24 protein-coding genes are annotated in these 25,340 nt (G+C 73.7%); 4 read left to right on the forward strand and 20 right to left on the reverse strand.

The genetic code is table 11. The annotated features are described in order from the left end of the window. Positions 1-62 precede the first annotated feature (62 nt). Entirely contained in the window at positions 63-2,132 is a 2,070-nt protein-coding gene (locus tag AC6EI4_RS01285; RefSeq protein WP_498450326.1) for a hypothetical protein, read from the reverse strand. A 93-nt stretch (positions 2,133-2,225) separates the two neighbouring features. On the opposite strand from AC6EI4_RS01285, the gene AC6EI4_RS01290 reads away from it, so the two are divergent. After that, complete coding sequence (locus AC6EI4_RS01290; protein WP_498450327.1) at positions 2,226-2,861, forward strand: class E sortase; 636 nt, start codon at positions 2,226-2,228, stop codon at positions 2,859-2,861. A 10-nt stretch (positions 2,862-2,871) separates the two neighbouring features. On the opposite strand, the gene AC6EI4_RS01295 is transcribed toward AC6EI4_RS01290, so the two are convergent. The 15 genes from AC6EI4_RS01295 to AC6EI4_RS01365 all read right to left on the reverse strand — a co-directional run bounded on the left by AC6EI4_RS01295 (position 2,872) and on the right by AC6EI4_RS01365 (position 17,902). Next, positions 2,872-3,030 carry a hypothetical protein gene (locus tag AC6EI4_RS01295; protein WP_498420446.1) on the reverse strand — a complete coding sequence of 53 codons (159 nt, stop codon included), beginning with the start codon at positions 3,028-3,030 and terminating at the stop codon, positions 2,872-2,874. A 10-nt stretch (positions 3,031-3,040) separates the two neighbouring features. Next, on the reverse strand, positions 3,041-3,784 hold the full coding sequence (locus AC6EI4_RS01300) for a maleate cis-trans isomerase family protein (RefSeq protein ID WP_498420444.1): 744 nt from the start codon (positions 3,782-3,784) through the stop codon (positions 3,041-3,043). Beyond that, the gene (locus tag AC6EI4_RS01305) at positions 3,781-4,458 is read right to left on the reverse strand and encodes a hypothetical protein (protein ID WP_498420442.1); all 678 of its coding nucleotides are present in this window, start codon (positions 4,456-4,458) and stop codon (positions 3,781-3,783) included. Before AC6EI4_RS01305 ends, AC6EI4_RS01300 begins: the two co-directional genes overlap by 4 nt. Beyond that, complete coding sequence (locus AC6EI4_RS01310; RefSeq protein WP_498450328.1) at positions 4,458-5,294, reverse strand: SDR family NAD(P)-dependent oxidoreductase; 837 nt, start codon at positions 5,292-5,294, stop codon at positions 4,458-4,460. The genes AC6EI4_RS01305 and AC6EI4_RS01310 overlap by 1 nt, the downstream gene beginning before the upstream one ends. Continuing rightward, complete coding sequence (locus AC6EI4_RS01315) at positions 5,291-6,271, reverse strand: calponin homology domain-containing protein (protein ID WP_498450329.1); 981 nt, start codon at positions 6,269-6,271, stop codon at positions 5,291-5,293. Before AC6EI4_RS01315 ends, AC6EI4_RS01310 begins: the two co-directional genes overlap by 4 nt. After that, positions 6,268-7,038, reverse strand: a complete 771-nt coding sequence (locus AC6EI4_RS01320; protein WP_498450330.1) for a hypothetical protein — start codon at positions 7,036-7,038, stop codon at positions 6,268-6,270. Before AC6EI4_RS01320 ends, AC6EI4_RS01315 begins: the two co-directional genes overlap by 4 nt. Then, positions 7,035-8,264 (reverse strand): aromatic ring-hydroxylating dioxygenase subunit alpha, encoded by a 1,230-nt coding sequence (locus AC6EI4_RS01325; RefSeq protein WP_498450331.1) that lies wholly within the window; start codon positions 8,262-8,264, stop codon positions 7,035-7,037. Before AC6EI4_RS01325 ends, AC6EI4_RS01320 begins: the two co-directional genes overlap by 4 nt. A gap of 9 nt (positions 8,265-8,273) precedes the next feature. Next, positions 8,274-9,263, reverse strand: coding sequence for an alpha/beta hydrolase family protein (locus AC6EI4_RS01330; protein ID WP_498450332.1), 990 nt, complete (start codon positions 9,261-9,263; stop codon positions 8,274-8,276). A gap of 3 nt (positions 9,264-9,266) precedes the next feature. After that, a complete protein-coding gene (locus AC6EI4_RS01335; RefSeq protein ID WP_498420427.1) occupies positions 9,267-10,079 on the reverse strand; it encodes a hypothetical protein in 813 nt (270 codons plus the stop codon). A gap of 136 nt (positions 10,080-10,215) precedes the next feature. Continuing rightward, a complete protein-coding gene (locus AC6EI4_RS01340) occupies positions 10,216-11,694 on the reverse strand; it encodes an aldehyde dehydrogenase family protein (RefSeq protein WP_498450333.1) in 1,479 nt (492 codons plus the stop codon). Next, positions 11,691-12,884 (reverse strand): FAD-dependent oxidoreductase, encoded by a 1,194-nt coding sequence (locus AC6EI4_RS01345; RefSeq protein WP_498450334.1) that lies wholly within the window; start codon positions 12,882-12,884, stop codon positions 11,691-11,693. The genes AC6EI4_RS01340 and AC6EI4_RS01345 overlap by 4 nt, the downstream gene beginning before the upstream one ends. Beyond that, positions 12,881-13,780: an isocitrate lyase/PEP mutase family protein gene (locus tag AC6EI4_RS01350; RefSeq protein WP_498450335.1), complete on the reverse strand. Its 900-nt coding sequence runs from the start codon at positions 13,778-13,780 to the stop codon at positions 12,881-12,883. Before AC6EI4_RS01350 ends, AC6EI4_RS01345 begins: the two co-directional genes overlap by 4 nt. Positions 13,781-13,785: 5 nt before the next feature. Continuing rightward, positions 13,786-15,300, reverse strand: a complete 1,515-nt coding sequence (locus AC6EI4_RS01355; protein ID WP_498450336.1) for an aldehyde dehydrogenase family protein — start codon at positions 15,298-15,300, stop codon at positions 13,786-13,788. Beyond that, positions 15,297-16,625: an acyl-CoA dehydrogenase family protein gene (locus AC6EI4_RS01360; protein WP_498450337.1), complete on the reverse strand. Its 1,329-nt coding sequence runs from the start codon at positions 16,623-16,625 to the stop codon at positions 15,297-15,299. The genes AC6EI4_RS01355 and AC6EI4_RS01360 overlap by 4 nt, the downstream gene beginning before the upstream one ends. After that, positions 16,622-17,902 (reverse strand): flavin reductase, encoded by a 1,281-nt coding sequence (locus AC6EI4_RS01365; RefSeq protein WP_498450338.1) that lies wholly within the window; start codon positions 17,900-17,902, stop codon positions 16,622-16,624. Before AC6EI4_RS01365 ends, AC6EI4_RS01360 begins: the two co-directional genes overlap by 4 nt. A gap of 153 nt (positions 17,903-18,055) precedes the next feature. Here AC6EI4_RS01365 and AC6EI4_RS01370 point away from each other — a divergent pair, with 153 nt between their 5' ends. Beyond that, the gene (locus AC6EI4_RS01370; RefSeq protein WP_498420413.1) at positions 18,056-18,763 is read left to right on the forward strand and encodes a GntR family transcriptional regulator; all 708 of its coding nucleotides are present in this window, start codon (positions 18,056-18,058) and stop codon (positions 18,761-18,763) included. 3 nt (positions 18,764-18,766) lie between these two features. On the opposite strand, the gene AC6EI4_RS01375 is transcribed toward AC6EI4_RS01370, so the two are convergent. Continuing rightward, positions 18,767-20,407, reverse strand: coding sequence for a nitrilase-related carbon-nitrogen hydrolase (locus AC6EI4_RS01375; RefSeq protein ID WP_498450339.1), 1,641 nt, complete (start codon positions 20,405-20,407; stop codon positions 18,767-18,769). 72 nt (positions 20,408-20,479) lie between these two features. Between AC6EI4_RS01375 and AC6EI4_RS01380 the strand changes: the two genes are divergently transcribed. Continuing rightward, a complete protein-coding gene (locus AC6EI4_RS01380) occupies positions 20,480-21,874 on the forward strand; it encodes an MFS transporter (protein ID WP_498450340.1) in 1,395 nt (464 codons plus the stop codon). A gap of 45 nt (positions 21,875-21,919) precedes the next feature. Here the strand turns inward: AC6EI4_RS01380 and AC6EI4_RS01385 are convergent, their stop codons facing one another. The 3 genes from AC6EI4_RS01385 to AC6EI4_RS01395 are packed head-to-tail and all read right to left on the reverse strand — an operon-like array spanning position 21,920 to position 24,370. Beyond that, positions 21,920-22,498 carry a hypothetical protein gene (locus AC6EI4_RS01385; RefSeq protein WP_498450341.1) on the reverse strand — a complete coding sequence of 193 codons (579 nt, stop codon included), beginning with the start codon at positions 22,496-22,498 and terminating at the stop codon, positions 21,920-21,922. A gap of 10 nt (positions 22,499-22,508) precedes the next feature. Then, entirely contained in the window at positions 22,509-23,159 is a 651-nt protein-coding gene (locus AC6EI4_RS01390; protein WP_498450342.1) for an isochorismatase family protein, read from the reverse strand. 2 nt (positions 23,160-23,161) lie between these two features. Further along, positions 23,162-24,370 carry a CaiB/BaiF CoA transferase family protein gene (locus AC6EI4_RS01395; protein ID WP_498450343.1) on the reverse strand — a complete coding sequence of 403 codons (1,209 nt, stop codon included), beginning with the start codon at positions 24,368-24,370 and terminating at the stop codon, positions 23,162-23,164. Positions 24,371-24,401: 31 nt separating this feature from the next. On the opposite strand from AC6EI4_RS01395, the gene AC6EI4_RS01400 reads away from it, so the two are divergent. Then, the gene (locus AC6EI4_RS01400; protein ID WP_498450344.1) at positions 24,402-25,301 is read left to right on the forward strand and encodes a hydroxymethylglutaryl-CoA lyase; all 900 of its coding nucleotides are present in this window, start codon (positions 24,402-24,404) and stop codon (positions 25,299-25,301) included. The last annotated feature ends 39 nt before the right edge of the window (positions 25,302-25,340 follow it).

Here is a 25,340-nt window from a genome sequence, read left to right on the forward strand (position 1 = left end):
GCTCGGGATCGGCTCACGCGACTCGACCCGTGTCGTCACGTCGGAATAGAGAATATACGATATTAAGATGCACGAGAAGACCTGCCCCACCATTTCTCGGCCGCCTCGAGGTCGATGATCGCCTCGCCGCCCTGGGCCTCGCCCGGGGCTCCTCGGCCGGCCGCACCGGCGGCTGCCCACCAGCGGTCGGCCGCGGCCAGGTCGACCACCGCGTCCTCGGTCCCGGGCAGCGCGAGGGCCGCCACCGCCTTCCGGCGGTGCGGGGCGAGGCGGTGCCACAGGCCCCAGCCGAGCAGCCCCAGCGCGCCCGCGTTGAGCACGAAGAGCCCGGCGGGGTACGTCGTCCAGTCGACCTCGAACGCGCCGGTCTCGGCGTCGCCCACCTGGCCGACGACCCGGTACTTCCCGAACGCCGCGATCGGCAGCTGCAGCGGGACGGTCACCACGGTCTGCTCACCCGGCTCGAGGTCACCCACCTCGGCATCGACCAGCAGCGGCTCGACGTCCTCGGAGCGACCGACCGCCACCCGCACGACCGGATTCGAGACGGCCGCCTCGCCGACGTTGCGCACCAGGAAGATCAGGTTGCGCCGCGGCGAGCCGCCGAACAGCTCCGTAGGCGTGGCCCGGCCGTCGAGACGCACCTCGGAGACCACGAGCTCCTCGGCCACCGCGGCGTCCGAGGGCGTCGCCGGCGGGGCGACCGGCTCGACCACCGGGAGGTTGCCCGGCAGTGGGATGTCGGCCGCCGTCGGGGCGGCCGCCGACGGCGCGCTCGCCGTCGGGGTGCTCGCGGTCGGGGTGCTCGCGGTCGGGGTGCCGGCCGAGGGGGTGGTGCTGCCGCCGGCGGAGCTCGGCGGCTCGGCCTCGTCTCCCCCGGTGCCACCGGCCGGCTCCTCCGGCCCGGCGGGAGTCTCCTCGCCACCCGGCTCGCCCGCGCCGCCGATCACCCCGGAGATCAGGTACTCGGCGCCGATGTGGCCGCTCGCGCGCGCCTGGTCCACCACGACGGTCCCGGTGTCCGCATCGGCCACCTCGAACGTCGCGGTGAACTGCCCGGCGGCGTCGACCTCGACGACCACGCGGGGGTCGGAGGTCGCCGGCGCGGAGCTGTCGGGGCCGGCGTGGCCGCGGATGGTGACCTGGCGCAGCGGGTCCCACCCGGTGCCGGTCAGGGTGACGAGCGTGGAGTCGCGGGTGAGCTTCTCGGCTGCAGCCACGCGCTGCACCTCGAGCACGGTGAAGCCGACGTCGACCCGGCTGGCGCCATCCGCGACGCGCAGCGTGCCGGCCCCCACGCCGGCGAACCCCGGCACCGTGAACCGCGCCGTCGCCGTGCCGTCCGGCTCGGTGACCACGCCGCCGACGGCCGTGCAGACCCCGGCCGCGGTGCACAGCTGCAGGGCGACCGGCGCCGCCGAGGCGAGGCCGGCGAGGGCGGCGGTGACCTCGTCCCCGGGACGGGCCGCGTCGAGCACGTCCTGGTCCGTCACCGAGGTGACGGTGGCCGAGGAGGACGCCACCGCGGCGAAGTCGGTGGTGACGTCGGTGGGCACGGGATCGGTGGCCGGGTTGGGTCCGCCCGGCGTGCCCGACTCCTGGCCGTTGCAGGCGACCCGGAGCCCGGCGCTCGGGGCGTCGAAGTACACGGCGTCGAGCCGGACCACCTGCTCACCGGCGGCGGGGATCGCGATCTCGGCCTGGGCCACCAGGTCCGAGACCGGCTCCCCGGCCGCGACCTCGAACGGCACGACGACCGGCTCGGCCAGCGGCACCTCGCCCAGCGAGAACAGGAACGACGCGGTGCCTGCGAGGTCGGCGGTCTCCGAGACGACGGGGCCGTCGGTGATGGTCATGGTGGCGGTGCGGGTGCCTCCGGCGGCGGTGGCGCCGGCGCTCTCCAGCTTGACCTCGCCCACGAGCGAGGACAGCCACGGGCCGAGCTCGGTGGAGTGGTCGAGCGCAGGCGGGGAGTCCAGCGCGGCGGCGCTGGGCGCGTAGGACCAGCACCCGCCGGACGGCGGCAGCAGCGCCTGGGGCGCGAGCTCGTCGGCCTGGGCGGCGACGACTCCGAACGAGGAGGTGGCGCCGGCGATCATCAGCGCGGCGAGCGCGCGAGCCCCTGATCTCATTGCCTCACCCCCGTGAACGGACGTCGATCGACGATTCGGCGATGATATATTCATTTGGTGGACCTGCGGCGGATTTCTGTGACCAGATTCATAGTGCGGGCATTCGCGGAGCTCGCGATCACCGCGGGGCTGGTCCTCACCGTGTTCGTCTTCTACGTCCTCGTCTGGACCAACCACCGCACCGCCGGGGAGCAGGACGACCTGCTCCGCGACTTCCAGGTCCAGCAGCGCGAGGGCCGCGACAGGACCCAGAAGAGGGCCGCACCCGAGTCGGGCGAGGGCTTCGGCATCCTGCACATCCCGGCCCTGGGCGACTGGAGCTGGGTGGTGGTCGAGGGGGTCGACGACGACGACCTCGCCCGCGGGCCCGGACACTTCCCCGAGACCGCGCTGCCCGGCGAGGTCGGCAACTTCGCCGTGGCCGGGCACCGCGCCACGCACGGCGAGCCGTTCGCCGAGCTGGACCGGCTCACCGAGGGCGACCCGATCGTCGTGGAGACCGTCGACGGGTGGCTGGTCTACGAGGTCACCTGGGTGCGGATCCTGACCCCCACCGCCACCGAGGTGCTCGCCCCCGTGGCCGGGCACCCCGGCGAGAAGGCCGTCCACCGGACCCTGACGCTGGTGACCTGCCACCCGCGGTGGAGCTCCACCGAGCGGCTCGTGGTCGGCGCCCAGCTCGTCGAGCGGCGCAAGGCCGACGCCGGGCCGCCCGCGGTGCTGGGCTGATCCGCCGGCGCTACTCCCCGACGGTGATCTGGTCGAAGGGCAGGTGCGGCTCGACGGCCGGGAACACCCAGCCGAGCAGCGCCCAGACCACCAGCGCGAGCAGCGCCAGCGCCTGAAGCGCCTTCAGCGGTGTCGGCCCGGGCAGCAGGCGCCAGAGGACGGCGTACACGACGGGCAGCCTAGTGCTCGCGCAGCAGCGAGCCGTAGCCCTGGATCCGGTCCTCGATGCCGTTCTCGCGCAGCGCCATCCACCAGGTGGCGGCGTTGATCGCGATCACCGGCTTGTCGAGCCACCGCTCCGCCTCGTCGGCGAGCTCGGACATGCACAGGTTGGTGCCGCACTGCACGATCGCGTCGACGTCGTCGTTCACCGCGAGCAGCGACTCGCGCAGCGTCTGCTCGCTGACGTGGGCGATGGACACGGCGGTGGGGCAGCTCAGCCCCCGGATCTCACCGACCTCGAAGCCGAGCTCGGTGAAGAACTTGCGCACGTTCTCGTCGCCGATCGGGGTGTACGGCGTCACGATGCCGATCTTGCGCGCGCCGTAGAGGTTCAGGGCCCGCTCGCAGGCCTCGGCTCCGGTGGCGACCCCGAGACCTCCGGAGAGCTCCTTGATCTGCTGCACGAACTGGCGGTTGCCCTCGACGCCGTCCCAGAAGGTCTCGGCGCTCATCCCCATCACCATGTAGTCCGGCTCCATGGTCATCACGCCCTCGACGCAGTCGGCCATCGCGGCCCGGATCTGCACCAGCAGGTTCTGCATGCCCTCGTCGTCGGCGATCCGGCCGTCGCGGATCAGGATCCGCCCGTAGTGCGAGGTCACGCCGGGCACGCGCATCGCGTCGAACTCGGGCTGCACGATCGTGTTGGTGCTGGGGGCGATCACGCCGAACTTGCGGCGCCAGCCGAGGCGGTCGGTCACTGGGGAACTCCTACGGTTCGGGGGGAGGTCTCGGTGGCCGGCACGTGCCTGCGGAGCCCGAAGGCCCCGAGCAGGAAGCACAGCTGCACCACGGAGTTGGTCAGCTGCTCGGCCCACTGCAGCTCTGCTGACTGGTGGGGCCGGGCGGCCAGCGGCGGCAGCACGAGGGTGCCGACGATGTAGACGACGAAGAACACGACTCCGAGGGAGTGCCCCTCGCGGCGGGAGAGGCGGATCCCGAGGATCCCCACGAAGACCGCGCCGATGGCCGAGACCACCAGCAGGGGCCAGGTGTCCGAGGTCTGCAGCGCCATCAGCGCGCCGACGCCCGGGATGACCAGGAAGGGCCACCACGGTGCCGGCTCGCGGCGCCACACCCCGACCAGCGCGCAGGCGATGCCGGCGAAGCCGAACGCCAGGCACGGGAAGAGCAGGTTCTCCAGGATCGGGTAGTTGCGGCACGGCTCGGCCGCGACCAGCAGCTTCCACACCGCCTTCGCCAGGCCGCCGAGGGTGACCAGGGCTCCGGCGAGGAGGGCCGGCACGCGCACGGAGGGCAGCACCCGGCCCGCGGCGAGCGCCATCACCACGGTGCCGGCGCCGGCCAGCAGCACGGGCACGAAGTCCTCCACCGCGAGCGCGAGCCCGTACTCGGTGCACGGATCGATCGCCATCACGCCACCGTGGCGGAGTCGGGCGTCTCGGACGCGAAGATGTCGCGCTTGCGCAGGCCGGCGGTGAGGAACCGTCCCATCGCCTTCGGCGTGGTCAGCCACGCGACGCGGGCTCCGCTGCGGTGGGCGGCCAGCAGCCGCTCGGCCAGCCAGGGGGTGACGGTCTCGACCCGGTCGCCCAGGATGTTGAAGATCCGGCGGGCCTTCTCGAACGCCTCGGGCTGGCCGTCGTAGTCGTCGGTGAGCAGGTCGGTGGCGACGATGCCCGGCGACAGGAACCCGACCTTGACCCGGCCGCCCTTGGTCTCCTTGACCAGCGACTCGGTCAGGTAGGTCACCGCACGCTTGGAGGCGCCGTACGTCGCCAGGCCGGGCTGGTGCTGGCCGTTGGAGCCGAAGCCCTCCATGTTCCAGATCCACCCGCCGCCGGGCTGCGCCTCGAGGCCGGCCAGGGCGACCGTGCAGCCGTTGACGACGCCCGCGACGTTCACCGAGAGCACCTCGGCGACGGTCTCCTCGGGGATCTCGGGCAGCGGACGGCGCGGGGCGGACAGCCCGGCGTTGTTGATCCAGACGTCGACGCGCCCGAAGGTCGCGACGGCGTGGTCCCACAGCGCCTGGACCTGCGTTCGGGAAGCGACGTCGGTGGCCAGACCGGTGACCCGGTGCGCGCCGGCGCCTCGCGCCAGCTCGCCGACAGCTGCCTCGACGCTGCTCGCGGAGCGGCCGCACACCACGACCCGGCAGTCGCGGGCGAGCAGCTCGCGGGCCAGGCCGAGGCCGATCCCGCGGGTGCCGCCGGTGACCACCACGACGCGTCCCTCGGCAGCCCTCACGTGGGCTGCCAGGTGAGCAGGCCGTGCACGAAGTGGGTCGTGGTGTCCCCGCGGAACAGCTGCCACACCACGGCCAGGTCCCGGGTCTCGGTGTCGATCAGCACCTCGCGGCCCCTGATCTTCTCGACGCCGCGGGCCTCGGGGCCGACCAGGTGCTGGCTGGTGAACAGGGCCCGGCCGTAGGACGTGGCGTTGCCGAACACCTCCGGTCCCTCGTACTGGGTGCGGGCGCCGTCGCGGACCCGCTCGAAGCCGTAGCTGCGCTCCAGCGCGCCCGACCAGGTGACCTGCTGGTGGGTCCGGCGCAGCGAGAGCGGCGTGTGCTCGATGACGACCTCCACCTCGCCGAGCGAGCTCTGGTCGGCCGCGTTCACGAACAGGCTCCCGCTCCAGGTCCCGCGCTCCTTGGTCGGCAGCACCTGCGGGACCGAGCCGCGCCGGGTCTCCAGCGCGATCCAGTCCTCGACGAAGCGCTGCGTCTCGGGGTTGGTCTCGTGGTCGAAGGTGCGCCGGTAGATGCCGTTGAAGACCGCGCAGACCGCCCAGCCGTCGTGCAGCACCGAGGAGTAGACCTGGGTCTCGCCGTCGGGCAGGACCTGGTTCCAGGTGCGCAGGTCGGCCTGCCAGCCGGGCGAGTAGTAGTGGGCGTCCACGAACAGCCCGTAGGGCTGCCCGGTGCCGTAGAAGTCCGGCCCGCAGTAGACGCGGTTCTCGTCGGAGTCGACGATCCCGAAGTCGAACTGGGCACCGAGCTCGAAGCGGTTGCGCAGCGGGCCGCTCGCCTCGAGGCGGGTGTTCATCCAGTACCGGGCGACGCCGTCCTCGATCACGCTGGCCCGGTCCACCCGCTCGAAGCCGACATGGTTGCCGGTCGCGTCGAAGAGGCCGGGGCGGCCGTGCCACTCCCCCTCGATGCGCTTCTGCCACTCGCTGGTGGCCTGCTCGTCGGCGTCGACGGCCGGCGACACCGTGCTCACGCGGGCTGCTCCGCGGGGATCGCGTTGTCCACCAGCAGCGCCCGGACCGCCTCCGCCTGCTCCTCGCCCAGCAGCCGGGAGATCTGCGCCCACACCTTGTCGACCTGCGGGCTGAACAGCAGGGCCCGGTTGCGGGCGTCGCGCGCAGCCAGGTCGGTGTCGGCGATGTCGGCGGCGACCTCCGCGGGCACCTCGCCCTCGAGCAGCGTGAACCAGTGGTCCAGGTAGGACCGCACCGCGACGTCGAGGCCGGCGAAGGCCTCCACGGTGGAGCGGAAGGCGAGCATCCACGAGGACATCACCGTCAGCTGCCGCGGCTCCAGCGCGGCCGGGGTGAAGCCCTCCTCGGCGCACACCCCCAGGTAGGTCTCGGTCAGCGGCGAGTGCGCCCAGTCGTTGTAGGCCATGTGGGTGCCGGCGTCGACGCGCTGGATCAGGTCGAGGTGGAAGGCGTGGTGTCCGCCCGCGTGCACCGAGTCCAGCGTGAAGTGCGGGACCGGGCTGGTCTCGGGGGTGAAGGCGAACACCATGTGGCTGTCCATCTGGATCTGCGGGACCACGATGCCGACGTAGACGACCTTGGCGACGCGCGGACCGGTGAAGATCCGTGCCTCGCCGACCGACATCGGCGGCCCGAAGGCGGCCGAGGTCAGCGGCAGGTACGGCGCCCCGTCCGGGCCGGCCACCTCGGTGAGCTCGGCGCGCTCGACGAGCGCGTCCAGGGCGCCGTGGCACAGGGCCGCGGGCAGGCTGACGTCGGCGCTCATGCGGGGACCTCCTCGGTGCTGGTCGGGGCCTCGGGGGCGGGCGGGCCGGTGCGCGGCACATCGCCACGCGCCGCGCGCTCGGCGTTGCCGCTGAGGATCTCCTTGCTGCGGACCTCCTTGAAGTTCCACGCGCTGGCGAGCTCGGGCACCTCGCGGCGCACCGGCGAGGGGATCACCCGCGCCTCGACCCGTGCCGGGCCCTCGCCGGCGATCGTGTTGCCCTCGACGGACCAGCCCATCTCGATGAGCTCCTGGCGCCGGCGGCGGTACAGCACGGCGTTGAGGTCGCTCTTGACGTGCAGCTCGTCGGACAGGTCGAAGGGCAGCAGCTCGGGCCGCACGTTGTCGACGATGGTCTGGTCCTCGTAGAGCACCTTGAAGACGCGGCGCCGGGCGTCGCGGTCGGCCCACTTGCCCTTGAAGAACGTCCGCAGCGCGACGAACTTGACCATCGTGGTCTCCTCGTCGATCGGGATGTTGACGTCGAAGATCTTCAGGTCGCCCATCGGCGTCTGGATGTGCAGCAGGATCATGTTGGGCAGCCACCAGGTCGTGGAGACCGGGACCGGGGGCCGCTCGGCCAGGGACTGCTTGTTCGGGTTGATGGCGCCCCACAGGCCCTTGGAGCGCGGCGGGTTCAGGACCACCGAGACCTTGCAGTGCCACGGCCCGCTCTCCACCTCGAAGTCCGGCACCTCCGGCTTCTCGCGGTTGCCGAACACGCCGCCGTGCACGAACGGCGTGTGCGCGACGTCGACGCCGTTCTCGAGGATCCGCTCGTAGTTGGACTTCCACAGGAACTCGCCGGTGACCGCCCGGTACTTCTCGGTGTCGTCGATGTCGGACCAGTCGGGGATCGGCGGGCGCTCCTCCTCGGGCAGGTCGCCCATGTACACCCAGACGAACATGTACTTCTCGACGACCGGGTAGGAGTCGACGCGGGCCTTGCGCGGGATGCCCTTGTCGGGGTGCGCCGGGATCGTCTGCACCTGGCCGTCGGGCTTGTACTCCCAGCCGTGGTAGGGGCAGACGATGCAGTCGCCCTTGATCTCGCCGCCGGACAGTGCCGCGCCGCGGTGCACGCAGAGGTCGGACATGCAGACCACCGAGTTGTCGCTGGTCTTGCGGTAGAGGACCAGCTGCTGGCCCAGCAGCTTGATCTTCTTGGGCTCCCCGGGCTTGACGTCCGTGCTGAACTCGACGGCGTACCAGAAGTTCTTGAACATGGTCTTCTCCTAGCGTCGCCGGACGGCGGCGATCTCGGGCGGGGACTGCTCGGCGAGCAGCTCGAGCTGGGACTTCGCGGACGGACTGCTGCTCAGGTGGGCGCTCATGAAGGCGGTGACGACGTCGGCGAGCACCGCGCGGAGGCGGTCGTGGTCGGCGTCGGTCGGGGTCTCGAGGAAGCCCCGGGCGGTGGACGGGTCCTCGGGGTGCGCGGCGAGCATGTGCCCGGCGCCGGCGAGGTGGACCAGCCAGCACTCGGTCGTCGCGGCGACCCCCTCGCGCCAGGTGCGCGCGACCGGGTCGTGACCGGGTGCCCCCGGCGCCGCGCCGTACCGGATCGCGCTCGCGGCGACGACCCCGTCGTCGGTGCCCGCGATCAGCATCGTGGGCGCCTCGACCGGCGCCGGCAGCAGCGTCTCGGGCGGGTGGCCGAGCATCTGCGAGGCCATCGTGTGCGCGCCGTAGGTGACCACGGCGCGGATCTCGGGGAACCAGGACGGGCTCGCCGACTGCAGGGCGACGGTGCCACCGGCCGAGTGCCCGAACACGCCGACCCTGTCCAGGTCGAGCAGGCCCGCGAGGGGTCCGCTCTCAGCCAGCCCGGCCAGCGCGTCGAGCACCGGTCGCAGCGCGGGGGTCGTCGGCCGCTGGCCGTAGTGCTGCGGGCCGGCGGCGACCACGTCGACACCGGGGGTCAGCCCGGGCTCGCCGGGGAAGAGCTCCCCCACCCAGTCGTAGCCGACGACGACGAGGCCGGCCTCGACCAGCCGCAGCGCCAGCCAGCGGTAGGCCTCGGCGGGACAGTTCACGCCGGGCAGCAGGACCACCACCGGGTACGGCGCACCGTCGGTGTCCGCAGCGAGCCTGCCGCTCATCCGCTCGGCGTCGTCGCGCGCCGGCAGCGCCGGGTAGCGCACGGCCAGGTGCACGGTGTCGTACGGCGCCTGGGCGCCAGGCACCCGGCAGGCCGTGCGTAGCGCGCGGACCAGGACCGACATGGGTCAGTCCTGCTCGTGCGCGCGTGGCAGGACCCGGTCGCCGCCCCACAGGGCGCGGACCAGGGTGGAGGTCATGTCGGGGCCGAAGAAGCGGTCGCCCATCTCGTTGGCCGGGTCACGCTCGGCGATGTTGCGGCGGATCAGCTCGTCGCTCGCGGCCAGCGCGGCCTGCTCGTCGGCCGGCACCCGCTCGGCCTCGTCGACCCAGCCGATCCACCGCTCGAGGTGCTCCTCGGTGATCTCGGCGACCAGGTCGGTGGTGCGCCGGTCCGGCGGTGCCATGTAACAGTGCGCCGTGGGCGAGAGGCCGGCGCGGACGAAGGCGCTGCGGCTGACGAACGGCTCCAGGAAGGGGTTCTCGGTGCGGATCTGCTCCCACCGGGCGTTGACCGGGCCGTAGTAGCGGTCGTAGGCGTCGGTGTCGGTCATCAGGTAGGAGCGCGGCACGGAGTCGAGGTAGACCCAGCCCTGCGGGAAGGCGCCGAGCGCCATCCCGAAGTGCGGCACCCGGACCTGCGGGCCGAGCCAGACGGTGAGGTGGACGTTGCAGAACCCGAGGGCGGCGTTCTCCATGTGGGAGTGCACCATCCAGTCGATCTCCGGGCCGGCGTAGGTGCGCACCCGACCGGTGGGACCGCCGTCCGCGCCGAACGCCTCGAGCTTCTCGGAGGACGGGTCGCGGGTCAGGTCGAAGCGCTGCGCCAGGCGGGCCTGCAGCCGGTCGACGAGCGCGAGCCACGCGCCGAAGGTCTCCGAGACGTCGGTCGGGGCCGCCTCGTCGAAGTGCTCCTGCACGGACTTCAGGTTCTGACTCATGCGCGCGCGCTCCCTGTGGTGAGGTCTAGATATGAGACTATATATGATCTAGATGTAGAACAAGGGCTCTTCCCGCCGTCGCGCCTCCATCTTGGGCTGACCGCCGCTCTCCCGGGGGCGAATCCGGCAACCCGGCTCAGCCGGTGGGATAGGCCGCCGCGCCGAGCCCCCCGCCGCCGGCCCGGAAGGCGGCCGGGGCGTGCACGACGCAGGGCTGGACGTACTCGAGGACTCCCTCGTCTCCGTACTCGCGTCCCCAGCCGGAGCGCTTGACCCCGCCGAACGGCGCCCGCAGCGCCAGGCCGGTGCGGTTGTGGGTGTTGACGAACGTGAAGCCGGCCTCCAGGCGAGCCGCGAGGGCGAACGCCCGGTCCTCGTCGGCCGACCACACCGACGCGCCGAGTCCCAGCTCCCCGGCGTTGGCGCGGGCCAGCGCCTCGTCCTCGGCGTCGAAGGCGAGCACCGGCAGCGTCGGGCCGAACTGCTCGGCGGCGACCAGGGGATCCGCGTCGGCCGCGCCCAGCACCAGCGTCGGGCGCACGTAGTAGCCACGGCCCAGATCGGTGCCCGGGTCGACGGTGCCGAGCATCAGGGCCCGGGCGCCGCGGTGCACGGCGGCGCCGACCAGGCCGGCGACCCGGTCCGCCGAGGCGGCGCTGACCACCGGGCCCATCGACACGCCGGGGTGCAGCGGGTCGCCCACGCAGAGCACCCGAGCGGCCGCGGCGCGCAGCGCCTCGACGGTCTCGTCGTAGCGCGAGCGGTGGACGTAGAGCCGCTTCACCGCCATGCACACCTGGCCGCTGGTGGCGAAGGCCGCCATCACCAGCCGCTCGGCGCCGGCGTCGTCGAGGACCACGTCGTCGAGGAGCACGGCCGGGTCGTTGCCGCCGAGCTCGAGCAGCGCCGGGGTGAGCGCGCGGCCCGCGAGGGCGCCGATCGCCCGCCCGGCGGCCTCGCCGCCGGTGAAGGCCACCCGGTCGACCTGCCGGCTGCCGACCAGCGCGGCGGCGGTCTCGGCGTCTCCCTGCACCACCCGCAGCAGCCCGTCCGGCAGGCTCGCGGCGAGCACCTCGAGGAAGCGCTGCACCGCGAACGGCGCCAGCGGGGACGGCTTCACCACCACCGCGTTCCCCGCGACCAGCGCCGGGCCGACCTTCAGCGCCGCCAGCACCACCGGCGCGTTCCAGGGCGTGACCGCGCCGACCACCCCGAACGGGCGGTGTCGGACCAGGAGCCTGCCCTGGGCGTCGTCGATCTCCCGGTCGACCAGCAGCGCCTCGGCACGGTCGGCGGCCCAGCACAGCACGCTGAGCGCGAACCCGACCTCGCCCCGGCTGTCCGAAAGCACCTTGCCCGTCTCCCGGGCCATCAGCTCGGCCAGCTCGTCGAGGACCGGCTCGAGCGCCGTCGTCGCCGCACGCAGGGCGCCGGCACGCGCCGGCACGGGCAGGCGCGACCAGCCACGCTGCGCGTCCTGCGCCTGTGCCACGACCTGGTCGACGTGGGCGGTCGTGGCGACCCGGAAGGTCCCGACCAGCTCGTCGCGGCGCGCCGGGTTCTCGCGGGCGATCTCGTCGACCCGCAGCCGCGGCGCGGTCGTCGACGCGCTCACCGGGCCTGCCCGAGCACGGTCCGGGGCTCGCGCAGCGAGTCCAGCATCGAGGTCCGCATCAGGTGGGCGCGGGCCGCGGCGGGGTCGGCCGCGAGCGCCCGGAGCCGGTCGTGGTGCGCGCGGCGGACCTCGGGGTCGCGCTCGCGCAGCTCCTGCCAGTTGTCGTGGGTGACGGTGCGCACGTAGGACAGCGCGACGTCGCGGCGCCGGTCCAGCACCTCGTCAAGGAGCGCCACATCGGCCCCGCCGACCACGTCGGCCAGCGCGGCACCGGCCAGGCAGGCGTCGTGCAGGCCGCTGTTCATGCCCATCCCGCCGAGCGGGTTGTTGACGTGGGCGGCGTCGCCCACCAGCAGCACCCGCCCGACGCGGAACCGGTCGGCGACCCGCTGGTGCACGCGGTAGAGCGAGGCGTGCAGCAGCCCCCACTCGCGCCCGAGGTCGGCCACCCCCCGCAGCCGCTGCTGGACCCGCGCGGCGTCGGTCTCGGTCGCGTCCGGGGTGTCGGGGTCGGTCGGGAACAGGATCCGCCAGTGCTCCGGGGTCTGCAGGAGGACCAGCCACTCCTCGGGGTCGAAGACGTAGTTCACGGCCGCGATCCCCGGCAGCGCCACGGTGAGGTCCTCGGTGGTGGAGACCACCAGGAAGCGCTCGGGGTAGGTGATGCCCTCGAACGCCGCGCCGATGCTCTTGCGGACCGCGGAGCTCGCCCCGTCCGCACCGACCACCCAGTCGGCGCGCCACTCCCGGCCGGCGCCGGTGCGCACCACCGCGCCCCGCTCGTCCGCCTCGACCGCGGTGACCTCCTGGTCGAAGTGCACGGCGCAGGCCCCGCTCTGGCGCAGCGCCTCGAGCAGGATCGGGGTGAGCTTGCTCTGCTCGCACTGCACCCGGAACGGGTAGGCGGTGTCCGCGGCGAGGATGCCCAGGTCGAGCTCGGCGATCGGGCCGGTGACCCGGTCGCGGTACTGGAAGGTGGTGGAGACGATGCCCCGCTGCATCAACGGCTCCAGGACCCCCAGCTCGGCCAGCATCTCCAGGCTCGGCGGGTGGTACGTCGAGGCGCGCGACTCGGCCGCGAGACCGGGGCCCGCCTCCAGGACGACCACCTCCAGCCCGCGGCGGACCAGGGTGAGCGCGGTGGTCAGGCCGACCGGCCCGGCCCCCACGACGATGACCACGTTGCTCATGAGTCCTCCAGGGAAGCGGCGTAGCGTCGGTCGAGCTCGAGCTGGTCGTCCAGCCCGAGCAGCTGCGTGAGTTCGGCCCACTCCAGGCGTCGGGTGGTGCCCGCGTGGCCGTCGCGGACGATCGCGGCATACACCGCGGCGGCCGCGTCGGCGGCGGCGAGCAGCGCGGAGACCGGGTGGATCACCAGGCGCACCCCGAGACCGCTCAGCTGGGCGTCGCGGGGCCCGGCCTCGACCGGCCCGCCCGCCTCCGAGCGGTTGTGCACCAGCGGGACCCGGCCGACGGCGCGCTCCAGGGCGCCGCTGACCGCGGTGAGGGCGGCCAGGTCGGCGCCCTCGACGAAGATCGCGTCGGCGCCGGCCCGGGCGTAGGCGATCGCGCGCTCGACCACCGAGTCCAGGCCCTCGACCGACAGCGCGTCGGTGCGCGCGACGATGACCAGGTCGGTCCCGGCCTCGGCCGCGGCGCGGACCCGCCCGGCGGCCTCGGCGACGTCGACCACCGCCTTGCCGGCCAGGTGGCCGCACCGCTTGGGCGAGGCCTGGTCCTCCAGGTGCAGCCCGGCCACCCCCGCGGCGGCGTAGAGCCGGGTGGTGCGACGCGCCTGGAGGGCGTTGCCGTAGCCGGTGTCGGCGTCGGCCAGGAGCGGCAGCCCGTCCAGGACGGCGGCGAGCTGCGCCGCGCGGGCCGCGATGTCGGTGGCGTGCACGTGTCCCAGGTCGGGCAGGCCCAGCGCCACCGCCGAGGTCGCGGCGCCGGACAGGCACACGGCGCGCGCGCCGGCCCGGGCGGCCAGCAGCGCGGTGACCGCGTCGTACACGCCGGGGAGGTGGACCAGGTCGGGCCCGGCCAGCAGCGCGCGCAGGCGCGCCGGCGCACGGTCGTGGGGAGTCACCGCGCTCACCGCGAGTGCAGCGCGAAGCCACTCTCGACGCCGACGACCCGGGCGCCGGTGAACACCCGGATCGTCTCCAGGGTGCCCTCCTCGCCGAGTCCGGACAGCCCCCAGGCGGGCCGCGGCGTCATCAGGTGCAGGCTCATCATGCTCGAGCCGTTGACCTTGACCTCGCCGGCGCGCACCCCGCGGGCGAAGTCCAGCGCCTGCTCGGTGTCGGCGCCGAGCACGTAGCCCTCCAGCCCGTACGGCGTGGCGTTGGCCAGCTCGAGGGCGTGGGCGAGGTCGCGGTAGGGGTGCACGGTCGCGACCGGGCCGAACACCTCGTGCAGCGCGTCCTCGGAGGCCACCGCGGTGAGCAGCGTCGGGGTGAGGAAGTGGCCCCGCTCGGGCAGCGGCGTGCTCGCCGCGGCCACGCCACCGCGGGCCACCTTCTCCTCGACGGCCGCGCGCAGCCGGGCCAGGTGGAGCGAGTGCACGACCGGCCCGAGGTCGGTCGCCTCGTCGAGCGGGTCCCCGGCGCGCAGCTCGGCGAGCCGCTCCAGGGCGAGCGCCACGATGGCCTCCGCCGACTCGGCGGGCAGCACCAGCCGGCCCAGGGCCCGGCACCACTGCCCGTTCAGGGTGGTGAGCAGGTCGACGACCGCGCGCGCGGCGTCGCCGTGGTCGGCGTCGGGCAGCACCACCAGGGCGTTGTTGCCGCCGAGCTCGAGCTGGGTGGCGGTGAAGTCGGGGGCGCAGGCCAGCGCGATCGCGCGACCGCCCTCCAGACCGCCGGTGAACGAGACCGCCCGCACCCGCGGGTCGCGCACCAGCGCGCCGCCGACGGCGGGTCCGCCCTGGACGAGCTGGAAGGTGCCGGCGTCGGGCCCGGCGTCGAGGCCGGCCTCGGCGAGCACCCGGGAGACCACGCGCGCCAGCTCGGTGGTGGCGTAGGGCGCGTACTCGCTGGGCTTGAGGATCGTCGGGCAGCCGGCGGCCAGCGAGCTGGCGACCTTGTGGGCGGCCATCGGCGCCGGCGCGTTCCACGGCACCAGGCACAGGGCCGGGCCCAGCGGCAGCCGGTGCACCTCGACAGGGTGACCGGTCGGGCCCTCGAGCCGCTCGAGAAGGGCGCCGTCGCGCAGCATCTGCGCCGCGAGGCGGAAGGCGCCGGGCACGATCACCGCGGCGATGGCGGTCTGGCGCACCGGCACCCCGGTGGCGAACGCCTCGAGCGCGGCCAGCCGGGGCAGGTCCGCCTCGAGCTCGCCGGCGATCGCGTCCAGCACGTCGGCGCGCGCGTCGGGCGACATCCGCGCCCAGGCGCCGGACTCGTACGCCGTGGCGGCCGCGGCGGCCGCGGCCTCGCAGTCGGCGGCGGAGGTGGCCACGGCGGCGCCGAGCGGGGTCGCCAGGAACGGGTCCTCCAGGACCAGGTCGAGGCGCTCGGTCGGCACCGACCAGCGCCCGGCGACGAGCTGGGCGACCTCGGGCAGCTCGATGCGCAGCCGGCCCGCGCCGTACGACGTCGTCGTCACCCGTCAGCCTGTCCTGCCAGGGCCGGCTGGGGGGCCGGCGGCTTGTCGAAGGAGTCGCTGGTGGTCAGCCCGGCCCATGATTCCTTCTCGACCAGCATCCGCGCCAGGTCCAGGCGTCCACGTTCGGCAGGAAATGCCTGGACCAGGCCCATCGCGGTGTCGCGCACGGCCCGGCCCACCACGTTGTCGAGCAGCGCGCCGGAGGTGCCGCACATCTTGAGCGCGCCGATGGCCACGCCGAACGCGCGCTCGCAGATGGCGCCCTTGGCGAGCTTCCAGCTCTGCACTACCTCGGCCTTGGGCAGGATCGGCGGGTCGCTGGCCTCGAGCTCGATCTGGCGGCGCAGCCACAGGTGCGCCTCGGTGAGCTGCTGCTCGCCGTCGCCGACGAGCACCTGGTGCATGGGGCTCGAGGCGATCGGCTTGCCGGTGTCGGCGAAGGTGGCCTTCATGGTGCGGTCGAAGGCGTACTCCCAGGCGCCGCGCGCGATCCCGGCGTAGATGGCGGCGATGGCGATCTGGTTGCCCACCCACGACCCGCGCGACATCTCGGTGGCCCGGCCGAACCCGCCGGGCACGGTCAGCGCCTTGTCTGCGGGGACGAAGCAGTCCTCCATCACCAGGCCGTGGTTGTCGGAGGCCCGCATCCCCAGCCCGTTCCACTGCTGGCGCGGGCGCACGCCCACGGAGTCGCGGGCGACCAGGAAGAGGCTGAGCGCGTCGAGGCCGTCGACGTCCTCGCGGCGCGCCGTCACCAGGTAGTAGTCCGCGGTGCCCGAGAGGCAGCCGAACGACTTCTCGCCGTTGAGCAGCCAGCCGCCCTCGGTGGCGGTGGCCAGGGTGCTGATCAGCACGTTGGCGTTGCTGGCCTTGACCGCCTCGCTCGCGAAGTTCGCCAGGCACCGCTGGTCGCGGCCCATCAGGTGCAGCACCTGCTCGGCGAACGCGCGCACCTCCTCGCGCTCCTCCTCGGCGTACAGCCCGGCCTCGATCGCCGCGAGCGGCAGCAGGCCCCGCGAGGAGGCCGAGCAGTGGAAGAAGAACGCCAGCGCCGTCGAGCCGCACGCGGTGCCCAGGGCGTACGTCGTGGCCGCGAGGTCGCGCAGACCGCCGCCCAGGCCGCCGTACTCGGTGGGGACGACGAGGCCGAGCAGCCCGGCATCGGCCAGCAGCGCGACGTGGCTCTTGGGGAACTCACCGCGGGCGTCCGCCTCGGCGGCGGCGGCGCGGATCGTCGGCAGCACCGACTCGACACGGGCGGCGCGCTCCCTCTCGGCCTCGGTGAGGTCGGGAAGAAGCAGCTCAGCGGTCAGTTGTGCCGTCATCCTGCGGCTCCTACGTGGTCGGCGGTGAGTGGAGTGGCGTCGTGGCGCCTCGCGGGCAGGTCCGCCCGGTCGGCGAGGCGCTGGCGCGCGAGCGCGGCCAGCTGGGTCAGGGCGGCACCGTCGACGGGGGTGTGCACGTCGATCGTGCCGAGCAGGCGGATCAGGTCCTCGGTGGCGAGAGCACCGTCGAGTCCGGCCAGGGTGGCGTCGAAGTTGGTGACGCCGCTCTTGAGCGCCGTGAGCGCCTTGACCAGGCCGAGGCGGTCGCGGTCCTCCAGGCGCACCCGCAGCGGCACCGGCCGGGCCACCCCCACCGCCTCCTGCAGCACGGCCCGGATCTGCAGCGGGGTGGCCGCGCCGGCGGTGTCGTCGAGACAGATCTCGAGGACACCGCTCTCGGCGAGCACGTGCACGGCGGCGAGGACGTCGTCGGCGCGCTCGGCGGCGAACGCCCCGCGCAGGATCACCGAGGTGCGCGCGGCCAGCGGCCCCAGCTTCTGGACCGCCTGCGCCACCTGGCGCGGGTCGGCCGCGGTCAGGGCCAGCTCGAGGGTCTCGACCCCGAGGTCCACGGCGATGCGCGCCTGCTCGGCGCTCGCGACGAGGGCCGAGCCGGTGGCCACGCCGGGGAGCGCGACGGGCGGGGTCGCCCCGCCGGTGAGGTCGAGCACCCGGACCCGGATGCCGGCCGCGCCGACCCGGGCCGCGGTCTCCGCGCTCCAGGCGGCGTCCTCGCCGCGCGCCAGGAGCGCGGCGACCAGGCCGCTGTCGGAGAGCGCCGCGACGTCGGGCAGGACGTCGGCGAACTGGCCCCAGCCGCGCGAGTGGAACAGCAGCGGCGCGGTGCGTCGCGCCCGGTGCGCCGCGGTCACCTCGCCCACGAAGATGGTGTGGTCCCCGCCCGGGTGCTCGTGGACGACGCGGCAGTCCACCCAGCCGAGCCCGGAGTCGAGGAGCGGGACGCCGGTGGTCGCGGTCGACCAGCTCTCACCGGCGAAGCGGTCGGTGACGCCGGGCACCATGCCGGCGAAGCGGCGGGCGACCTCGGCCTGGTCCTTGGCCAGCACGCTGACCCCGAACACCCCGCTGCCCGAGATCAGGGCGTGGGTGTAGAGCGAGCGGTCCAGGCAGATGGACACCAGGGGCGGCGACAGGCTGACGCTGGAGAACGAGCTCGCGGTCATCCCGTGCCGGACTCCGTCGACCAGCGTGGTCACGATCGTGACCCCGCTGGGCCACTGCGACAACATGTCGCGGAACGCAGCCGCTTCGACCATGTGGGCCTCCCCTCCGTTGTGTGTAGATAATATACAATATCTTCGATAGCGGAAGGCAAGCGCGGCGAGGAAGTCCGATCCCTCACCGGAGGTGGCGAAGATCTAGGATCTACTCAGCGTCACCCCCGCCACACCAACTGAGGAGCCCGTGCCATGGCCCGACGAGTCCGGTCGACGTCGACCGTCCGACCGATCGAGCACCTGTCCCTGGTGGACCGGGTGACCGACGAGCTGCGTCGCGCGATCCTGGTCGGCGACATCCTGCCCGGGTCCGCGATCTCCATCGTCGAGCTGTGCGAGCAGTTCGACGTCAGCCACATCCCGGTCCGCGAGGCCCTGCGGCGCCTGGAGAGCGAGGGCATCGTCAGCCTGCGCCCCGGCCGGTCCGCGCTCGTGGCGTCCCTCAGTGTGCAGGACCTCACCGACATCTACCGGCTGCGGCGCATCATCGAGGGCGACCTCGTGGAGCGGGCGGTGGCGAAGATGACCGACGAGCGGATCGCCGAGGCCGAGGAGGCGCTCGAGGACTACATCACCATCGAGCGCGAGCCCGCCTCGCTCGCCGTGGCGCACCACCACTTCCACGCCGTCCTGCTCGAGGACGTGATGGGCGCGACCGACCTGCGAGTCCTCGAGCTGCTCTGGCACACCGCCGACCGCTACCTGCACCTGCTGATGAACGACCTCGACGTCGCACCCGAGACCCAGGAGCACCGGATCGAGGAGCATCGCAGGATCCTCGACCTGGCCCGCGCCCGCAAGGCCGACGAGACCCGTGACGCCTGGGTCGCCCACCTCGACGCGAGCGAGCAGGCGCTGCGCGCGGCCCTCGAGGGGCGCGCGGTCCCGCTCGAGGCCTGAGCCTCAGGCTCTGCTCACCAGCGCGTCGGCCAGCAGCGCGCCGGCCAGCGCCCACGGCCGGCCGTCGACCAGGTCGGTACCGCGGGTGACGAACCGGTTGACCGCGCAGGCCGGGCGCAGCGTCGCGAGGGTCACCGGTCCGTCGGCCGGCACCGGGTCCGGCCGGCTGATGACGCCCGCGAACGGCGTCTGCCACGGCGTCCAGAGCGTGAAGTCGGGAGAGAGCGGCACCAGCGCGCCGGCCCCGAGCTCGCCGGGCCGGCTGGCCACCGCCAGATTGAGCCGGTTCTCCGCCGCGCGCTCGAGCAGCAGCAGGTCCAGGTCGTGGGCCGCCCCCACGGTGAACGGCACGGCGACCACGTCCACGTCCTGCAGGGCCGCTAGCCGGAACGTCTCCGGGTAGAGCGCGTCGTCGCCGACCACCACCGCCAGGCGGCCCCAGGGCGCGTCGTACACCTCGACGCGGTCGCCGAGCGCCGTCGCCCAGCCGGCGTGCCGCTCGCAGCGGTGCAGCTGCGGCTGGCGCAGCCGGATGCCGCCGGCGCCGACGACGAGCCCGACGTGCGCTTGGCCCTCGGCGAGGCTGGTCACGACGAGGGCGTCGGTGTCCTCGAGCAGCGCGACCAGCTCCTCGACCGAGGGGCCGGCCAGCTCGGGCAGCACGACCAGCTCGGCACCCTGTGCCAGCGCCTCGCCGACCAGCGCGACCATGTCGGCGCCGGGCGGCGGGGTCACCACCGCCGCGACCACCGCCTCGGCGCCGGCGGGCGCGAGGCGACCCACCGGCGGCGCCACGATCGGCCCGTAGAGCTCCGGGCGACGCGAGGCGAACACGTCGGTGCCGTCCGCGCGGCGCTTGTCGTCGGCGCGCTCGACCTCGATGTCGGCGACCACGACCGCCTCGCCGGCGCGCGGAGCGATCGCCAGCACCGACCCGTCCGGGGCGACGATCTGGCTCTCCCCCGCCCCGTGCAGCAGCGACTCGGGCACGCCGGTGCGCTCGAAGACGGTCGCGATGCTGTGCGCGGGCACGAGCGGGCCGACCTTGTTGGCGGCCACCACCCAGACCCGGTTCTCGACGGCCCGGACCGGGACGTGCAGCGAGGCCTCGTCGAGCGCGAACGAGTTCAGGCTGTTGAGCAGGATCTGGGCGCCGCCCAGCGCCAGCAGCCGCGGCGTCTCGTTGATGACGCCGTCCATGCAGGAGTACAGCCCGATCCGCCCGTACGGCGTGTCGACGACCGCCGAGGCCTCGGTGGCGGGGTCGAGGTGGTCGCGCTCGCTGCCCATCAGCACCTGCTTGTCCGCGGTGGCGACGATCGTGGCGTCGGGGCCGAAGAGGATGTTGGTCCCGGTGGCGCGGCCGTCCTCACGGGCCACGACGCAGTTGGCCATCAGGTAGATGCCGTGGCGGCCCGCGCGCTGCGCCAGCTCGGTGACGAACCGGCTCTCCAGCGTCACCGCCATCCGACGCGCGTGCGCGCGGTCGGCGTACCAGGAGACGTGGTGGGTGAACTCCGGGAGCACCACGATCCGCGCACCCCGGGCGGCGGCCTCGTCGGTCATCCGCAGCGCGGTGGCGAGGTTCTCCTCGATGTCCTCGGACACGGCGAACTGGACGGCGGCGACGCGGACGACGGTCACAAGAGGCTCCTATATATCTTCTACGATTACCGATAGCCTGCTCAGAGTATCCCGGTGACAGGAGCATGAGGCATGTCGAAGACCGCCAACGAGACAGTCGCTGGGTCGGACACGGTGCAGGTCCAGGCCTTCGCCGGCAGGCCACCGGTCAGCGTCGACCTGGCCAAGGCCGCCCCCTTCGGGTGGTGGCCGGCCGTGTTGATCGCCCTGGTGGCCTTCATCGACCGGGTCGAGGTCAACCTGATCGCGGGCGCGCTGCCCCAGATCCAGGACCACTTCGGCTTCAGCGACGCCTGGGCCGGCGCCATCCCCACGGCCGCCTCGGTCGCCGGAGCCCTGCTGGTGCTGCCGGCCGGTCGGCTGGCAGACCGGGCACCGCGGGTGGTGACGATCTCGCTGGTCGTGCTGATCTGGTCCCTGTGCTCGGTGGCGAGCGGCCTGGCGACCAGCTTCCTGATGTTCTTCATCGTCCGGATCGCCATCGGCGGCGCCGGCCAGCTCTACAACCCGCCGGCCTCCTCGCTGCTGGCCGACTACTACCCGGCGCGCAGCCGGGCGAAGGCCTACGGCTTCGAGCGCGCGGGCTACTACATGGGCCTGCCCTGCGGGGTGATCCTGGGCGGCGCGGTGGCCGACGCCTACGACTGGCGCACGGTCTTCTTCGTCGCCGCCGTGCCCGGCCTGCTCGTCGCCCTCCTGGTCCTCACCGTCAAGGACCCGCTGCGCGGCCTCGGCGACCGCCTCGCCCAGACCAGGGCCGGCGACAAGGACGCCGCGCACGCGCTGCACGTGGTCGACGACCGGACGATCTGGGCGCAGACCGCCGACCTGCTGCGCATCCCCACCCTGCGCGGGGTGACGGTCTCCCTGGCCATGCTGTCGCTGGGCGTCGCCGGCCTCTTCTACTGGGTCCCCACCTTCCTGGTCCGCGTCGAGGGCGTCAGCGAGTCGACCGGGTCCGCGCTCTCTGGGGCGGTCGGCGGCACCGGCATCGTGATCGGCATCGTGCTGGGCTCGCGGTTCGGCGACCGGTACCACGGCATCCGCAAGGGCTGGCGGATCAACGTCTCCGCCGCCTTCCTCCTCGTCGGCGCGCTGGGGCTCACCGGGACCGTCCTGCTGCCCGGCGTGGAGGTGCGCAGCGCGATGATCGCGCTCGCCTGCATCGGCTTCGCCGCGGCGATCCCGAACATGACGGCCGCCAACGCCGACGTACTGCCGGCCAACGGTCGCGGCATGGGCTTCGCGGTGCTCACGTTCCTGGTCACCCTGGGCGGCTCCGCCGGCCCACTGCTGATCGGCTTCGTCTCGACCATGCTGCGCGACAGCTTCGAGCTCAGCAAGGCCGACTCGCTGCAGTACGCGATGCTGACCCTGCTGCCCCCGCTGTTCGTCTGCATCGGCATGGCCGCGCGGATCCGCCACACCTACGACGAGGACGCCGCCAGGGCGCTCGCCGCGACCTGAGGGCGGCGCGCCGGCGCGGTCAGCCGTAGCGGCGCGCCGGCGCGGTCAGCCGTAGTGGCGCACGACCGCACGGCCGGGCCGGGCGGGCACCGTGGTGCCGGCCGGGGCGTGCACCCAGCTCGGCTCGTCGAGCCATAGCACGTCCACGTCGGTCTCGAAGGCCTGCTCGGCCAGGTCGTCGTGGACGCTGAGGGTGCCGACGAGCTCGTCGTGCGCGCCCCGCTGCTCCCCCACCGCCAGGGGCGCCACCTGCGCGGTGCCGGCGTCGGCGGCGGGGCCGTCGGTCCAGCCGCCGCCCGGCCCGGAGAACCAGACCAGGGCGCGGGTGCCGTCGGCCACCGAGGTCGCCGAGCGGGTCGCGCGCGGCTCGACGACCAGGAGGTCGCCCAGTCCGGCGGTGAGACCGCTGATGCTGAGCGCCCCGGAGAGGATCACCATCTCCTCGCCCGCCGGCTGGTGGCCGACCGCGTCACGGCGCCAGCCGTCGGGGAACTGCACCATCACGGTGCGGGTACCCCGCTCCGCGTCGGCGTGCAGGAGCACCATCCGGGCCGGCTTCTGCGCACCCGCGATCTGGTGGTCGCGCCAGTCGAGGTCGGGGGCGTCGAGGTCGAGAACGGTCATCGTGGTGCTCCTAGGGTCGGGTCTGGGTCTGGGGTGCCGGGTGGGCGACGAGGTGGGCGACGACCTCGGCCTCGGACAGCACGTCGGCGTACTTGGAGTCGAGGTCGAAGAGGTTCTGCTCGTGCGTCGCGGCGTCGCGGTCACCGCACGCCTCGGCCACCACGACCGGGCGGAAGCCGTGCTGCAGCGCGTCGAGCGCCGAGGCCCGCACACAGCCGCTGGTGGAGAAGCCGGTGACGACGACGGTGTCCACGCGGGCCGCGGTCAGGGTGGCGGCGAGGCTGGTGCCGAAGAACGACGACGCGTACTGCTTGCTCACCACCAGCTCGCCGGGCTGCGGCGCCGGGGCGGCCGGGAAGGCGCCGTACGGCGAGTCCGGCTCGAAGACCGACAGGCCCGGGACCTTGACCGCGAACCAGCCGGCGTCGGCGCCGCCCGCGGCCAGCACCACCTGGGTGAACAGCACCGGGTGGCCGGCGGCGCGGGCCGCGTCGACCACCCGCGCGGCGCTCGCGCGGGCGGCCTCGAAGCGCCCGCCGGCGTCGGTCAGCGGACCGTCCAGGTAGGCGCGGACGACGTCGACGACCAGGACGGCCGGCCGGGTGCCGAACCCGATCCGGCCGCGGAAGCCCACCGCCTCGTAGTCGGCCGCGCGGTCCATCCTCAGATCACGCCGTCCGCGGCGAGCGCCACCCGCTCCTCGGCGCCGAGGCCGAGCAGGTCGCCGTAGACCTCGTCGTTGTGCTGGCCGAGGTCGGGCCCGGTCCACCGGATGCTGCCGGGTGTGGCGGAGAGCTTGGGGACGACGTTCTGCATGGCCAGCTCGCCGAACCGCGCGTCGGGCACCCGGACGATGGCGTCGCGCGCCTGGAAGTGCGGGTCGCTGATCATGTCGGCGGCCTTGAAGATCCGGCCGGCCGGCACCCCGCCCTCGTGGAGCTTGGCGAGCAGCTCCTCGGAGTCGTGCTTGGCGGTCCAGACCGCGATGTGGTCGTCGAGCTCCTGCTGACGCTCGCCGCGCCCGGAGTGGTCGCCGTACCGACTGCCGGGCTCGGCGAGCTCGGGCTCGTCCATCAGCGCGGCCAGCCGGCGGAACACCGAGTCCTGGTTGGCGGCGATCAGGATCAGCTGCCCGTCGGAGGTCGGGTAGACGTTGCTGGGGGCGACGTTCGGCAGGACCGCGCCGGTGCGCTCACGCTGGTAGCCCTGGACGTCCCACTCGGTGACGGTGCTCTCCATCATGGCGAGCACGGACTCGTAGATCGCGCTGTCGACGACCTGCCCCTGGCCGGTGAGGTCGCGGTGGCGCAGCGCGGAGAGGGCGCCGATCGTGGCGTGCATCGCGGCCAGCGCATCGCCGATCGAGATGCCGGTGCGCGAGGGCTGACGGTCCGGCTCGCCGGTGATGTAGCGCAGGCCGCCCATCGCCTCGCCGATCGAGCCGTAGCCGGCGCGCGAGGAGTACGGCCCGGTCTGGCCGTAGCCGCTGACCCGGACCAGGACCAGGCGCGGATTGATCTCGCGGAGCCGGTCGTAGCCGAGGTTCCACTTCTCCAGGGTGCCGGGACGGAAGTTCTCCACCACGATGTCGGCCTCGGCGACCAGTTGCTCGAAGAGGCGCTGGCCGGGGGCCTCGCGCAGGTTGAGGGTGACCGAGCGCTTGTTGCGCCCGACCACCGGCCACCACAGCGAGCTGCCGTCGGCCTTCTCGCGGCCCCACTGACGCATCGGGTCCCCCACGCCCGGGGGCTCGACCTTGATCACGTCGGCGCCCATGTCCCCCATGAGCTGCCCGGCGAACGGACCGGCCAGCAGCTGGCCGGCCTCGATGACGCGGACGCCCGCGAGGGGGCCGCTCGATGCGATCGTCATGATCGGATCATATATCCGATAGTCTTTGAGAGTGAGTCAGGTCCAGATCGTCGAGGTGTCCCCGCGCGACGGGTTGCAGAACGAGTCGCGCCTGATCTCCACCGCGGACAAGGCCGCGCTGGTACGACGGTGTCTCGACGCCGGCGCCCGGCGGATCGAGGTCACCGCCTTCGCCCACCCCGAGCGGGTGCCGCAGATGGCGGACGCGGAGGCGGTGATGGCCGAGGTCCGCGACGACCCGCGGCTGCGCTCGATCGGCCTGGTCCTCAACCGCCGGGGACTCGACCGCGCCATCGCCGCCGGCTGCGACGAGGTGACCGTGGTGGTGGTGGTCTCCGACGGGCTGGCGGTGCGCAACCAGGGTGTCGACGCGGCCGCCCAGGTGGCCGCCTGGCAGGCGATGGCCGCCGACGCCCGGTCCGCGGGGCTGGCCACCACGGTGATCCTGGCGGCGGCGTTCGGCTGCCCCTTCGACGGCGAGGTGTCGACCGCGCGGGTGCTGGAGGTGGCCCGCGGCGTACTCGACGGCGGCCCCGACGAGCTGGCGATCGCGGACACCATCGGCGTCGGCGTACCGGCCCAGGTCCGCTCGCTGGTCGCGGGCCTGCGCCGCCTCGACGCGGACATCCCGTTGCGCGCGCACTTCCACAACACCCGCAACACCGGATACGCCAACGCACTGGCCGCGGTCGAGGCGGGTGTCAGCGTCCTGGACGCCTCCGCGGGCGGCATCGGCGGGTGTCCCTTCGCGCCCGGCGCCACCGGCAACATCGCGACCGAGGACCTGCTCTACCTGCTGCACCGCTCCGGCATGAGGACCGGGCTGGACGCCGCGTCGCTGGCGGACACCGGCACCTGGGTGAGCGACCTGCTCGGCCTCCCGCAGGCCCCGGCGCAGCTCGGCCGGGCCGGCTTCTTCCCCGGACCCTGAGCGTCACCCCGGCGGCCACTGGCCACACGAAACCCGTAC

Source organism: Nocardioides sp. Z43_10 (genome assembly GCF_059766615.1).

Bases quoted from the DNA above. Each gene is read 5' to 3' on its own strand.
- AC6EI4_RS01305 (WP_498420442.1), bottom strand. From the start codon at position 4,458: ATGGCGATCGATCCGTGCACCGAGTACGGGCTCGCGCTCGCGGTGGAG.
- AC6EI4_RS01330 (WP_498450332.1), bottom strand. From the start codon at position 9,263: ATGTCGGTCCTGGTCCGCGCGCTACGCACGGCCTGCCGGGTGCCTGGC.
- AC6EI4_RS01345 (WP_498450334.1), bottom strand. From the start codon at position 12,884: ATGAGCAACGTGGTCATCGTCGTGGGGGCCGGGCCGGTCGGCCTGACC.
- AC6EI4_RS01365 (WP_498450338.1), bottom strand. From the start codon at position 17,902: ATGGTCGAAGCGGCTGCGTTCCGCGACATGTTGTCGCAGTGGCCCAGC.
- AC6EI4_RS01395 (WP_498450343.1), bottom strand. From the start codon at position 24,370: ATGACGATCGCATCGAGCGGCCCCCTCGCGGGCGTCCGCGTCATCGAG.
- AC6EI4_RS01335 (WP_498420427.1), bottom strand. From the start codon at position 10,079: ATGAGTCAGAACCTGAAGTCCGTGCAGGAGCACTTCGACGAGGCGGCC.
- AC6EI4_RS01285 (WP_498450326.1), bottom strand. From the start codon at position 2,132: ATGAGATCAGGGGCTCGCGCGCTCGCCGCGCTGATGATCGCCGGCGCC.
- AC6EI4_RS01380 (WP_498450340.1), top strand. From the start codon at position 20,480: ATGTCGAAGACCGCCAACGAGACAGTCGCTGGGTCGGACACGGTGCAG.
- AC6EI4_RS01385 (WP_498450341.1), bottom strand. From the start codon at position 22,498: ATGACCGTTCTCGACCTCGACGCCCCCGACCTCGACTGGCGCGACCAC.
- AC6EI4_RS01370 (WP_498420413.1), top strand. From the start codon at position 18,056: ATGGCCCGACGAGTCCGGTCGACGTCGACCGTCCGACCGATCGAGCAC.
- AC6EI4_RS01390 (WP_498450342.1), bottom strand. From the start codon at position 23,159: ATGGACCGCGCGGCCGACTACGAGGCGGTGGGCTTCCGCGGCCGGATC.
- AC6EI4_RS01360 (WP_498450337.1), bottom strand. From the start codon at position 16,625: ATGACGGCACAACTGACCGCTGAGCTGCTTCTTCCCGACCTCACCGAG.
- AC6EI4_RS01320 (WP_498450330.1), bottom strand. From the start codon at position 7,038: ATGAGCGCCGACGTCAGCCTGCCCGCGGCCCTGTGCCACGGCGCCCTG.
- AC6EI4_RS01325 (WP_498450331.1), bottom strand. From the start codon at position 8,264: ATGTTCAAGAACTTCTGGTACGCCGTCGAGTTCAGCACGGACGTCAAG.